Origin of the sequence: Bdellovibrio sp. KM01, from assembly GCF_013752535.1 — a bacterium.
Taxonomy (GTDB): domain Bacteria; phylum Bdellovibrionota; class Bdellovibrionia; order Bdellovibrionales; family Bdellovibrionaceae; genus Bdellovibrio.
The window spans coordinates 2,199,592-2,212,672 of sequence record NZ_CP058348.1; the positions used below are offsets into that span (position 1 = coordinate 2,199,592).

General features: G+C 45.8%; 12 protein-coding genes. 6 read left to right on the top strand and 6 right to left on the bottom strand.

All coding sequences use genetic code 11. From position 1 onward, the window contains the following. Positions 1–17: 17 nt before the first annotated feature. From HW988_RS10735 to HW988_RS10750, 4 genes are read right to left on the bottom strand one after another with little or no spacing between them, the layout of a single operon-like run. The gene (locus HW988_RS10735; RefSeq protein WP_181604273.1) at positions 18–1,826 is read right to left on the bottom strand and encodes a hypothetical protein; all 1,809 of its coding nucleotides are present in this window, start codon (positions 1,824–1,826) and stop codon (positions 18–20) included. Positions 1,827–1,879: 53 nt separating this feature from the next. Further along, a complete protein-coding gene (locus HW988_RS10740; RefSeq protein WP_181604274.1) occupies positions 1,880–2,563 on the bottom strand; it encodes a hypothetical protein in 684 nt (227 codons plus the stop codon). After that, the gene (locus HW988_RS10745; RefSeq protein ID WP_181604275.1) at positions 2,560–3,240 is read right to left on the bottom strand and encodes a DUF3943 domain-containing protein; all 681 of its coding nucleotides are present in this window, start codon (positions 3,238–3,240) and stop codon (positions 2,560–2,562) included. The genes HW988_RS10740 and HW988_RS10745 overlap by 4 nt, the downstream gene beginning before the upstream one ends. Beyond that, on the bottom strand, positions 3,215–3,967 hold the full coding sequence (locus tag HW988_RS10750; RefSeq protein WP_181604276.1) for a phosphatase PAP2 family protein: 753 nt from the start codon (positions 3,965–3,967) through the stop codon (positions 3,215–3,217). Before HW988_RS10750 ends, HW988_RS10745 begins: the two co-directional genes overlap by 26 nt. A gap of 96 nt (positions 3,968–4,063) precedes the next feature. Between HW988_RS10750 and mdtD the strand changes: the two genes are divergently transcribed. Continuing rightward, the gene (gene mdtD / locus HW988_RS10755) at positions 4,064–5,503 is read left to right on the top strand and encodes a multidrug transporter subunit MdtD (protein WP_181604277.1); all 1,440 of its coding nucleotides are present in this window, start codon (positions 4,064–4,066) and stop codon (positions 5,501–5,503) included. Positions 5,504–5,602: 99 nt separating this feature from the next. After that, positions 5,603–6,487 carry a 3'-5' exonuclease gene (locus HW988_RS10760; protein WP_181604278.1) on the top strand — a complete coding sequence of 295 codons (885 nt, stop codon included), beginning with the start codon at positions 5,603–5,605 and terminating at the stop codon, positions 6,485–6,487. Between the two features lies 1 nt (position 6,488). Here the strand turns inward: HW988_RS10760 and HW988_RS10765 are convergent, their stop codons facing one another. Then, positions 6,489–6,968: a GreA/GreB family elongation factor gene (locus HW988_RS10765; RefSeq protein WP_181604279.1), complete on the bottom strand. Its 480-nt coding sequence runs from the start codon at positions 6,966–6,968 to the stop codon at positions 6,489–6,491. 61 nt (positions 6,969–7,029) lie between these two features. Here HW988_RS10765 and HW988_RS10770 point away from each other — a divergent pair, with 61 nt between their 5' ends. The 4 genes from HW988_RS10770 (at position 7,030) to HW988_RS10785 (ending at position 10,989) form a co-directional block, all read left to right on the top strand. Continuing rightward, positions 7,030–8,316, top strand: a complete 1,287-nt coding sequence (locus HW988_RS10770) for an Hsp70 family protein (RefSeq protein WP_181604280.1) — start codon at positions 7,030–7,032, stop codon at positions 8,314–8,316. Between the two features lie 157 nt (positions 8,317–8,473). Further along, positions 8,474–9,148 (top strand): PilZ domain-containing protein, encoded by a 675-nt coding sequence (locus HW988_RS10775; RefSeq protein ID WP_181604281.1) that lies wholly within the window; start codon positions 8,474–8,476, stop codon positions 9,146–9,148. 105 nt (positions 9,149–9,253) lie between these two features. After that, the gene (locus tag HW988_RS10780; RefSeq protein WP_181604282.1) at positions 9,254–10,333 is read left to right on the top strand and encodes an AI-2E family transporter; all 1,080 of its coding nucleotides are present in this window, start codon (positions 9,254–9,256) and stop codon (positions 10,331–10,333) included. Between the two features lie 188 nt (positions 10,334–10,521). Beyond that, the gene (locus HW988_RS10785; RefSeq protein WP_181604283.1) at positions 10,522–10,989 is read left to right on the top strand and encodes a hypothetical protein; all 468 of its coding nucleotides are present in this window, start codon (positions 10,522–10,524) and stop codon (positions 10,987–10,989) included. 91 nt (positions 10,990–11,080) lie between these two features. On the opposite strand, the gene HW988_RS10790 is transcribed toward HW988_RS10785, so the two are convergent. Beyond that, positions 11,081–12,697, bottom strand: coding sequence for a fumarate hydratase (locus HW988_RS10790; RefSeq protein WP_181604284.1), 1,617 nt, complete (start codon positions 12,695–12,697; stop codon positions 11,081–11,083). Positions 12,698–13,081: the final 384 nt, after the last annotated feature.

Genomic DNA, 13,081 nt, shown 5'->3' on the forward strand with positions numbered 1-13,081 from the left:
AGCCCCAAATGCAGTGCCTATTTTTTTAAACTGTCCAAACGTAAGTATCCTTTCACAGTTTTTGGAAAAGTTATGCCTTCGGCAGATCTAAGAGATTGCAGATCCAAATTTCCATTTACGATGGTTGGTAAAACCAATCCCTGAGCCTGCTTCAGATAACGCAACTGAATGTTTCCACCAACTTCCAAAGGCAATTTAACTCCTTGGGCATGAATGACATCATCCAGTATTAAATTACCTGTCACCTTGCGAGGAAAAACCATTCCTTCTGCAGAATCCACTCTCATAAACGACAAGTCACCATGCAACAGCTCGGGCATTTTTTGAGAGGACTCCAGAATTACCAGATTTCCCACAAGCACTTTAAAGTTCTTACCGGCATTAATAAACTCTGCAGCTGAGAGCGCGATCTCTTCTTTTTTATAATGACCATCAAAAATCAAAACATAGTCTTCTTTAAGATCACGGTTACTTAAGATCTCGTCTATACGGGGATCTTTTTGGTGACCGAATCCTTGAATTGGTCTTTCCACTTCACGAAGAAAGACCAACTCGTCTTTCTTTAAAGCCTGACCCAGGCGAAATTTCTTTTCGATCGCCGTGAGCTTTTTCATGTCGGCGTCTTTTTGTAAAAACGCAGCTCCACGGTCTCCAAAGGAATTAACTTTATCTGAAACAATTGAGGTCGCCAGAATCTGCGAATCTAGATTCTGATCTTTTCCTACACCGCGCACTTCCGCAATCTGATCTCCGTCCATGCGAATCGCCACACGAGGAAGCACGCTCTGCCCTTTGCCATCCTTGCTATAGTAAACGTAAAAATCCCCGCCACTTAATTGCCTTTGCGCCGTAGCTTCTCCAGATGTGCACCAACCTGTATTGCGACCTTCAAGGGATTTAACTAACGGCATATGATCAGATCCGCGATCATAGCGAACCCATTGGCCTTCATTCGTTGCGAAAGAACCTTCTCGACCCACACCGAGCTTAAAGAGAGCTTGCCCATAAAGTTTACCAAAGCTCACCCCTTCCAGAGCTTTTAAAAAGACGGGGTCTTCGATATCAGCCAAAGATTTCTTATTTACTTTTCTGACAACGGCGTCAGCGACGTAAGCTAAGGCCTCATGATTCACTTCAACGTAAGGCGCCACAGTCTCCTTGCTTCTGTTGCCAAAGCTGCCCGACTCGCCATCAAACTTTGAAAGCTTCGTCATACCTGTGAACATCCAGTACTTAAGCCACATCGGGTAGACCTGGGTGTCTTTGGAAACCAGATGGTCTACCCACAAATCCAACGACTGCTGTTGATCTTTGATAACAGTTGCAGCGAGCTCAACTCTTTGCTGAGCATTTAATTGCACCTCGCCGTGACCACGCTCCTTCGCAATACGCATTTGTTGTGCATAGTAGCTTTCAGGCACATCCAAAGGCTTCATCACATACTGATTGCGTAAAATTTCCTTAACTTGATCTCTGGCATAATTGGAGTTACCGGCTTTAGCGGCGACCTTAGCTAACTGACCTAACCAGGCATCCAATTTGTCAGCGGGTTTAGACAGAGTCACACCTAAGGATCTTTGAGTTTTCTGAACTGTCTTTTCAACAAAAGGCGTGACATGAAGTTTGGAATCTTTTTCGTGAATGAAAAGGGCACCCTGCTTTAATTCGGCCTTTTGCAGGTTGGTAAAAATGCGGGAGCATGACTCTGCTGCGAGTGTCTCATTTCGAGACAGCACACTGAACGTCAAAGAAAATAGGAAGACACCTGTAAAGAGTCTAACCATAGATGAAAGCCAAAGGCCCTTATCTTTGAATTGAGTACGCATAAGAAATTCTCCCAATATGCTGTACTTCATTTTCAAGAATGAGACCTAGGATACTAGAATATGAATCCACCCATGGTGATATAGATTGTATAAAGCTGAGAGCGACCATCCAAGGCCGAGCGCGCAACAACGACAGGAACATCTTTGTCCATTTGAATGCCGCTTTCACGCGTCATCCACTCCCCCGTTGCCGAGACTTCCCAGAACCAGACATTCTTTTTTTCTGTTAAGCGCATGCCGCCGAAAGCGATGCCCACCATCGGGCCTTCGAACTGGATGCGACTATAGGCCTCTTCAAATTCGGGCAGTTTCTGACCGTCGGTATAGACGACATTCACACTGGTGCCCGTGAAAAAACGGAAGTAAGGAACTTGCTCGTCATACCAACCTTGCGGCAAACGATATCGAAAGCCCACGCCAAATTCAGTTCCCCAAATACGAAGTTCATTTACTCGCGCAAATTTAATCAATGAACCTGTTTCTAATGCCCACCGATCATTCAAATAGTAACTCACATCCGTTTTGATCGCGAGACCCATCGCGTACTCTCGTGCGGATCCCTCTGCCAGATAAACTCCGCCATGAATTCCAAGTCCAGCATCAATGTGCAAGCCCTCACGCCAGATTAAATCTATGGGAGGTAATTCAGCTGCAACATTCACGGTTTCCGTTTGCGCATGGGCTGACCAGGACACTAAAAATGACAAAATGAAGGAAAAGAATTTTGAAGTTCTCATTCAAAACTCCAGGATAAATTCACCCCATGAAAGTTTTGAGAAACAACCGGCACTGCCACATACCCATACTGAGAACTTTTTAACAAACTAAAGGGGTTGAAGACATAACCCAAAAGACGATTCGGCCAAGTTTTCTTAGAGTGAAAATAAAGACTTAATTTTTCAAAACCGACACCCACCACTGTCCCCAGCACGGGTGTTTGATAAAGATCCTGATAGCTGGGAGCTTCCGTGACCGTTTCAATCGTAAACTCGAACGCTGTCGACGAGGCCACCGTCCATAAAAAGGCTTCGGTTTCTGTGTAACCACGCGAACGATAGAATTGATAATACAATTCACCCGACAGGGAGTGCTTAAAGATATTATAATCATAAGTATCTTTATCGTATTCAGCATAAGAAGGATTCGTGATCCAGTTATGAAAGGATCCGTGCTCTTGAATTGTTTCAGCTTGGGTGATGGCATATACAACCCACTGCAATCCATACATGATCCCGAAATTTTTTAGCTTTTCAAATTTTTCAAACTCTGTTTTTTCAAAATGACGGTACTCTTCATAAAGGCCCGAAGGATCTTTTTGAAGAGAGGCTGTTGCCACCTGCGCCCGAGCGGGTGCCACCAACAAAAAAGCTGCACTGATAAGAAGTGCACTAAAAATCTTTTGAGAACTGAACAAGGAGGCCTCCGTCAATAGGCACCGGATAGATCATGGTCGTATTCTTTTTTTGACTGTCTGTCACGAGGGCACTCGCACGACCCCAGTAAATTCCGAGGGCCGCCCCGGCCACAACATCACTCAACCAATGGACTTGAGCGGATATTCTGGATGCCGCAATAAAAGTTGCAACACCATAGGAAGCCGTACCAACCCAAGGCCCATAGGAATAAGCCATTGAAGTCGCAATCGCAAAAGCATTCGAGGTGTGTCCCGAAGGCCAAGACCAACCGCGATCTCCGGTGGGACGTTGTCGATTGATACTTGCCGCTAGTGTCACGTGAGTCACTGTCGTTAACAGCATCGCACGGAAAGTTTGTAAACCACCAGGCTGATCCCACCAAAGTTGGGAAATTGCCAAGATCACCCCGGGGCTGCCACTACCAAGGTAACCACCCAACTGCTCCCAAGAGTCCGACATAAGGGTGTGATGCTGAGTATACTCAAATACTTTATCATCCTGAGTACCTGCCGCCGCGGAAGCCATTAAGCCCCCAACAATAATTCTTGCACCCTTCTCATCAAAACCATTTACGATCGCAGGTTTTAATTGGTCATCCCACACCCACGGAAAAAATGCTTTCCCTTCCGTTGGATCATGCCACTCCCCATCGCCAGAGGCGAAAGACATATTTGAGAGTGAAAAAAGAAGGAATGTGATTGCGACTAACAAACGGCGAGCTGTCATTTTTCAAGTCTAACTGCATTTCAACATTCTCGTCAAAAGCGATCTCTCTTTGCTAGTCTTTCAAAAGAGGAGTAAAACTAAAGATGAGGTTCATCTATGTCTCCTTCCCCCACCTCCACTCACTCAGCATCCCCCGCTTCAAATCGTCTTTTGTGGCTAGTCGCCATCGGCTTTTTCATGGAGACTTTGGATTCTACTATTGTGAATACCGCTCTACCGAGCATGGCAAAAAGTCTGAATGCCAGCCCCCTTCTGATGCAGTCCGTGGTGATTGCATACGCTCTTACAATTGCTGTTCTAATTCCCGCATCGGGCTGGATCGCCGATCGCTTTGGTACTCGTCGAGTCTTTTTCTCGGCGATTTTTTTATTTACGATTGGATCCTTGTGCTGCGCTATCTCGCAGACGTTGCCTCAGTTGGTGGCGTCGCGGGTTTTACAAGGGGTCGGAGGCGCGATGATGATGCCCGTCGGCCGCCTTGCGGTGCTGCGAGCTTTTCCGGCAAACCAGTTTCTTCGCGCAATTAGTTTTGTCACAATCCCCGCTCTGATCGGCCCTTTGATTGGCCCAACACTCGGGGGATATCTAGTTGAGTACGCTTCCTGGCATTGGATCTTTTTGATTAACATCCCCGTGGGAATTTTAGGTTGCATTGCGACCTACATCGATATGCCTGACATTCGTGGCGTGGAAGTTCCAAAATTTGATCTGGCGGGCTTCTTTATGCTTTCGACCTGTATGGTGATGTTCTCATTTGCACTCGATGGAATGTCAGAATTAGGTTTTCAGCATGCAACCGTTCTACTTTTAGTTATTTTTGGTATGGCAACACTCACCGCTTACTGGCTTCATGCCCGTCGCCATCCTCGCCCCCTCTTCTCGTTAAAACTTTTTAGTTCCCAAACTTATACCATCGGACTTCTTGGAAACCTGTTCGCACGTATTGGCAGCAGCAGTATGCCTTTCTTAATTCCTCTGTTTTTACAGATTAGTTTGCACTACTCGCCGTTTGAGGCGGGACTCACGATGATTCCTGTAGCGCTGGCTGGAATTTACGCTAAAAAACTAGGAACTCCTCTGATTATGCGTTTGGGTTATCGTAAAACTCTTGTGTACAACACCCTATGCGTTGGGATCATGATGGCAAGCTTTGCACTGATCACCGTCGATCAACCGAAATGGATCCGCATTCTTCAGTTGTTAGTTTTTGGAACCGTGAACTCACTGCAGTTCACGGCGATGAATACCCTGACACTAAAAGATCTGAATGCGAAACTTGCCTCCAGCGGGAACAGCCTGTTTTCCATGGTGCAAATGCTAGCGATGAGCTTTGGTGTGGCGGCGGCTGGAGCTCTGCTTTCCACCTTTGCCACGCACTATCCAGCAATGGAAGGTGGAGGTATGGCTTTACAAGCGTTCCGTGCCACTTTTCTTTGCATGGGGCTGATCACTTGCAGCTCGGCTTGGATATTTTGGCAACTTCCATCCGAGATGATGGCGCGCGCCGAAGATCCCAAGAAAGTTACTGTCGAATAGATTGGATTTGAAGCCGACGCTGCATTTCCTGATATAAAAATCAGATGAAACAACGGTTAAGATCTACAATAATCCCTTTAGGAATTCGTGGGAGATTTTATGGCATTTCGTTGGATCGGAAAATCAAATGATGGAAACACAGTCACACTGAACAAACTGGTTGAATGCCCGGTCAAATTTCCCGAATATGCGACGGATTCCTGGCTCACGACAAATCAAGACATCGTTCGCAAGGGCATGGTTTTGGACGTGGAAACAACGGGCTTAAATCAATCTGAAGATCTGGTGATCGAAATTGGTCTGCGCCAATTTGATTTTAATAAAAACACCGGCGAAATCTTACGCCTCGGTAAATCTTATTCTGCATTTCAAGACCCGGGACGCCCACTTTCTCCGGAAATTGTGGCCCTGACGGGAATTACAGACGCGGATCTTGAGGGTCAGAAAATTGATTGGGCCCATGTTGATCAATTGATTGCAGAAACTTGTCTGGTGATTGCTCACAATGCAAAATTCGATCGTCCCTTTATCGATCGCAAATCTAAAACCTCCACAGAAAGAATCTGGGGTTGCTCGTTTAAGCAGATCGATTGGAATTCCAAGGGCTTCACAAGTCCAAAGCTTGAACTTTTAAATATTTATCATGGTTTTTTCACGGACTCTCATCGCGCTTTGAATGATGTGGATGCGCTTTTGTACTTGTTAAGTCACTCGGCGCACGACACGGATAAGACATACCTGTTTGAACTGACAAGCAACGCTCGTCGCATGATGACCCATGTAATCGCCAGCTCGGCTCCCTTTGAATCCAAAGAGCATTTAAAAACTCGCGGTTACTCGTGGGATAACACCAATCGCTTTTGGTCTAAGATTATCTTTAAAGACGATGTGAAAAACGAAATCACTTGGCTTGAAGACACTGTTTATTGTGGCCCCTTTAACGGCATCCAGCGTGATATCGCTTTGATGGATAACTTTAAGTAATTTATTTTACAGAAATGATTTCGTATTCGCGAGTTTGATCGCCTTGTTCAACGACGGCAACATCACCTTCGCGAAGGTCCAACAATGCTTCACCCAAAGGACTGCTTGGCGTGACTATTTGAATGCGCGTACCTTCAAACGTCACGTTCACTCCCCCTCCATGAGTCATCATAAAAAGGAAGCTGTTCTTGCCGTTGTGCTCAACTTCGATCAAAGCGGTGCCGGCGATCTTATCATCAGGACCGAAGTCCTTCACATTGACGTGGGTTAAAATAACCAACAGCTCTTTAATTTCAGAAATCCGCTTAGCCTGCCCTCGGGCCAGATACGAGGCCTCGAGGCTACGAGTATCGTATTGGTTCTCAGGTTTGCTTTCCTCGCTGGTGGCAGCTTCAATGGACGCTTTTGCGGCAGCCGTCAGACTTTCTAAATCTTTCTCAAGTTCCATTCGAATTTGAGCAATCAATTTTCTCTTATCCACAGGGCCACCTCGATGCTACAATAACTCCTTTAGAGTGTCTGATTTGAACAAGGATTGCAATATGTCTGATTCGTTTCTTGCCATTGACTTTGGAACTAGCAACTCTCTGGTGGGTGCCTTCCACAATGGAAAATCTTATGGGGCACTTCCGCTGGATCACAAGGCCGCAGATCCGACATTGATGCGAACACTTTTATATTTTCCAAATCCCGATCTTTGCTATTACGGCGCCGAAGCCATCGAGCAATACATCGAACAGGATATGGAAGGCCGGCTGTTCCGTTCTTTTAAATCCCACCTACCCAATCAAAGCTACCTGGGCACGGTCATCGACAATCGCATTGTCACTTTAGAAAACATGGTGGGTATTTTTCTATTAGAATTAAAAAAGCGCGCTGAAAAACATTTAAATCAAACGATTACCAAAGCAGTCATCGGAAGACCCGCACGTTACTCGATGGATCCTGTGGCTGATGGCTTTGCCCTGCACCGTATGGAAAAGGCCGCTAAGATGGCAGGCTTCACCGACGTTCAGTTTGTTCCAGAACCCTTGGCCGCGGCCTTTGACTACCGCAAACAAATCACTCAGGAAAAAATCGTCATGATTGGTGACTTTGGTGGAGGAACCTCGGACTTTACGTTGATTCGTTTGCGCGCTGAAGGATTTGATAACAAAGATGTGCTGGCGATTGACGGCTGCCCGATGGCGGGTGATGCCTTGGACTCGGTTTTCATGAGTCACCGATTGAATCAATATTTCGGAGCAAAATCTCGTTATCGCCTGCCGATGAGTAACAATGTGCTCACGATGCCGCCGGCCGTATCGCAGAAATTGAATCACCCTGCGCACATTGTGCATCTTAAAGAACGCGATACTTATGAATTCATCCGCGAAGTAAAAAAGTGTTCCTTAACGGCCCAGGACAAGGAAGCCATCGAGCGTTTATTTATTTTATTGGAAGACCAACAGATTTTCCCATTCTTTGAAGCCATTGAAAGAACCAAACGTGGTCTTTCTGCTTCGGAAGATTTTGACTTTAGCTTTGATTACCCGGAAATTGAAATCACCGAAAAATTCACCACCACTCAATTCGTAGATTGGGCGATGAATACCCGGGAAAAGATCTTTGAAGGGCTGGATCGCTGCCTGGAATCCGCAGGGGTGACCGCTGACCAGGTGGATCTGGTCTGTCTCACTGGCGGAACAGCCAAGGTGCCTTTTATCCAAAATGAGCTCGAAAAGCGTTTCGGTAAAAACAAGCTCCAGACCCAATCTCACTTCCACTCCGTACTCTCAGGCCTGGTAGAATCGGCTAGCTTCTGGGCAAACGGTCTGAAGGTCACTTAAATTTCAGCTCATATTGATCCTGTTAGAGTTTAAAGGCTGTCATCTAAAACCATGACAGCTGTCTAACTTTTTCGTCTCTCTCCACAGTATTTTACAATTGGCGCTGGCCCCCAAGTTGCTTTGTCTCACTGTACGAACACGCTCTGGGGAGGGCTCAATGATGAAAGCACATATTTATATCAACGGTATCCACGCATTGCCACCGCAACTAAAAAAAGACAAATCTCTAAAATCAGAAATCGTCGATAATCCGTATGAACTGCGCGATAAAATGAAAGACGAAACGATTGCCGAAAAAATCATCGTGGCCTTCTTGCCGTTTTTGGAAATCCGCCACTATGAACTTTACATGCACTTGCAAAAAACCACTCCCAATCTAAAAATCTTTTTTATCGTGAGCGAACTCTCGAGCAATATGCGCATTCGCCTGCGTGCCGATAATAATTTTGTCGTGATGTGGAAAACCGAGGAAACAAATCTGGTCAAAAACATTCACAAATATTTGGATGGAAAATCCGTGGAGTCACGTCAGGATCGCCGCGAGCATGCGACCTCCAAGGGGCTTTTAAGTCCTTCGAAGTTGCCTCTGGGTCACCAAAACAAAGGTTTTCAACCCATTTTGGGCGGAAGCTTCGAAAATCTCTCGCCCCATGGAACCTGCATGAAGATTCAAGCGCCCTTTTACGAACACAAAGACTTTGTGAACTTGACCTATCAAAACAAAGAGGGCGAGTTTGTATCACTGGAAGGTCAAGTGCGTTGGTCAAAATGGAATACAGACACAAAAACGCAAGAACTGGGAGTGCAATTTCTCTCTTCCGTCATAGTTTAAAGAAATTTAACGTACGTTTCTTTCCGCGGGAAGTTATAGATCGTTAACTCCACTTCCCGCGTCTCTTTTCTTGCATGCGTTCATAAAACGCAGTTTAATCTATCCATGATTGAAGCATTAAAAGAAAAATCTGAATTAATCACCTGGGCCCTTCTGATCATCCTTTCTGCACTTTTCCTTTACATCAATTTACCATTCTTGGTGCCTTTGATATTGGCCGGAATCTTTGCGATGGGCTTGATAAATTTCGTCAATCGCATGGCTGCAAAAACTCGCGCGCCTCGTTGGCTGTCCGTGTTGGGAATTGTCTTGGTGGGTCTTGCTCTGATCTGGATTCCGATTTCATTGGCACTTTACCGCATCGGTGTTCACTTAAGTGCTCCGCAAGAGTTCCAATCATCACCGATCATGACTCAACTTAAAGCCCTGCAAGAATCCGGTTTAAATCTTTTAAAGCAAGCGACTGAATGGACTGGATATGATCTGGTCAAACCAGCGCAAGGCATGATAACTAATGTCTTTGGTAAAGTCGGCAACTGGGCTCTGGCGTATTCTTCAGATGTCGTCGCGCAGCTGCCGGGCATTTTATTTAACTTTTTTATCTTTGTTTTGTTTTTGTATTTCCTTCTTTTAAAAGCAGCGCAAATCAAAGACTTCGTTATTCGTTACAGCCTGGTTGATGACAACCTCACTGAATCCTTGGTGAAACTTGCCAAGGACTCTTGCTCAGTGACTTTGTTCTCCACTTTCGTGATTGGTTTGATTCAAGCATTCTTTATCGGCATCGGCGGATTGATATTCGGCGAGGGCGATTTCTGGTTGGTCGTCACCGTAACCTTCGTTGTTTCATTCATCCCTATCATTGGCGCCGCCCCCGTTGGTTACCTGCTTTCCGCACTTGCTTTTATTGGCGGCCGCACGGGATCTGGCATTGGGATGGCCGTGATCGCAACGATTGCTGGCACCATCGACAACGTCCTAAAACCATTCTTTGTGGGGAACTTGGGCGATCAAAAAATCTCTCCCCTCGTGGGCTTTACATGCGTTATCGGCGCCATTGTGATGTTTGGTATTTCAGGCTTGCTTCTGGGCCCCGTCATCATGAATCTTGCCTATGGAGCGATCCCGTTGCTTTTAAAACACTTGAAACACAACGGATCGACATTCTTTACTCCCGACACTTAACCCCAAAGGTACGGACACACTTTCTCCAAATAAAAAGGCAGGATCTCTCCTGCCTAAAGTACGCAGAGAGACCCTCACCACCCGCGTCTGTAAACCTTCAGTTTATCGAAAAATCCTTCACTCATCCAAAAACAGCTTTGCGCATCACCCGGCTCATAGTAACTCATCCCTTTTTAAAGGAATTCACTATGAAAAAATTTTTAGTATGTGCCTTGGTCATCTTTGTTCAATCATTTGCCTTTGCGATAACCAACGCAAAGAAGTTTGAAAATAAACTTGGCGAACCGGGATCTCGCTTGATGGCTGAAGGCCACGCTCCCAACGGAGCACCTTGCCGACTTGATGTCTCTTACGTTGGCCTCTCGACCGAGGACAAAGAAGGTTTTGGACTGGACGGTGTATTGCAGCTGGGTTTCCATGACGGACAAGTTGGAACTAATGCTTGGGGAACAGCCTTTTTTGATTCCAAAGAAAACACTGACGACACAATCCTGTTGGTTCAGAACTTCACGCACAGCACGGCAAAAAGCCGCGTCTTGATTACTTTTGGTGATAATGGCGATCCGATTTATGCAGAAAGTAAATTTACCAAGTTCTTAAAACAAACCAAAGTGATCGAGTGCAAAATCGAAAAGTACAATTACATCCCTCGTTAATTTTCACTCAATAAAACAAAAAAAGGCAGGAGAGATCCTGCCTTTTTTTTATTTTTGGTCATACCTTATGGAGAAAGTGTGTCCGTACCTTTTAGACTTTCTTTAGGAAGGATTTGAAGAAGTCGTTTCCTTTGTCGTCGACGATGATGAACGCTGGGAAGTCTTTCACTTCGATCTTCCAGACGGATTCCATGCCAAGCTCTGGGAAATCCAGAACTTCGACTTTGGTGATACATTCTTTACCCAAACGTGCCGCAGGGCCACCGATAGAACCTAAATAGAAGCCACCGTGCTTTTTACAAGCGTCTGTGACTTGTTGGGAGCGATTGCCCTTACCTAGCATAATCATCGAACCACGAAGACCCTGGAAGGTATCGACGTAGGGATCCATACGTTCCGACGTTGTTGGACCAAATGATCCCGATGCGTAACCCTTCGGAGTTTTCGCAGGTCCCGCGTAATAGACCGCGTATTGCTTAAAGTATTCTGGAACACCTTCGCCGCGATCGACTTTTTCTTTCAGCTTCGAGTGCGCAATATCGCGCGCCACGATCATCGGACCGTTTAACATCACGCGAGTAGCTACTTTCAACGAAGAAAGAGTTTTCAAAGTTTCTTCGATCGGTTGATTTAAATCAATACTGATCGCTTCAGCCGCCGTGTCTTGCAAATGATTTGGCAAGTACTGCTCTGGATGAAGTTCCAATTGTTCGAGGAAAATACCTTCGCGAGTGATTTTACCACGGATGTTACGATCAGCAGAACAACTCACACCTACACCAATGGGACAGCTAGCACCATGACGAGGCAGACGAATCACACGCACGTCATGCACGAAGTACTTGCCACCGAATTGGGCACCGATACCGCTTTCGCGAGCCCACTTCTCGACGTTTTTCTCCATCTCAAGGTCACGGAAGGCACGACCACCCTCAGAGCCTGAAGTTGGCAGTCCATCCAGGTAACCCGCCGAAGCATACTTTACGATTTTTAAAGTTTCTTCTGCTGAAGTTCCACCCACGCAAAATGCCAGGTGGTACGGAGGACAAGCTGCAGTCCCCAAAGAAACCAAAACTTCCTTAACGAATTTTTCAAATCCCTCCGGATTTAAAACGGCTTTGGTTTTCTGATGCAAATAAGATTTATTGGCAGAACCGCCACCTTTAGCCAGGAACAAGAAATGATATTCATCACCTTTTTCAGAGTAGATATCAATTTGCGCCGGTAGATTCGTCCCCGTGTTTTTCTCGTCAAAGAAAGTTACGGGAGCCATTTGCGAAAACCGCAGGTTGCGTTTTTGGTAAGTGTTGAAAACACCCTTGGACAAAAACTCTTTGTCATCAAAACCGGTAAAAACACTTTCCCCTTTTTTACCCACCACAATCGCGGTTCCCGTGTCCTGACACGAAGGAAACTCCATTTGGGCGGCGATAATCGCATTTTTCAACAAATCCACCGCAACGAAACGATCATTCGCAGAAGCCTCGGGATCCTGAAGAATGTGTTCCAGCTTTTGCAAATGTGCAGAACGAAGCAAATGCGAAACATCACTTAAAGCTTCTTGCGCAATCAATTCCAAAGCCTCGGGTGCGACGACTAAAACTTCGCGCTCGCCAAGCTTTTGCACACTGACGTGATCTGAGGAAATCTTGCGATATTGGGTTGTATCTTTTTGCTTTTCATAGAGAGGAAAATACTTAAATGACATGCAAATGAGAATACGCCTGGGAGCCACTCTCCGCAAGGCTTGATGCGGACGCGCGCAAGCCCTCGGTTGGCTTTTTAGGTGGGACTTTAAGGGTGGGACTTCGAACGCCGCGATTACGGCAAAAAATTTGTGGGACCAGGGCTCTCTGTGCGTTCGAGAGGGGTCCAAGGACCTTCCGAGGGAGGAGAAACAAACTTGTTGTCTCCTTCTGAAACCCAACATATCAACCTGGACCTATAAGCACAAAACGATAATATTTGTCTCTTCCATAAGTTTTGCTTATGGATGAAGAACGCCCAATTTGAGCCTTATTTGAGGAAGTTTCTGTAATTTCTGCATGAGAAATTCCAATTGTGAATGAAAGCAGCCCTAGGAAAATCTTGA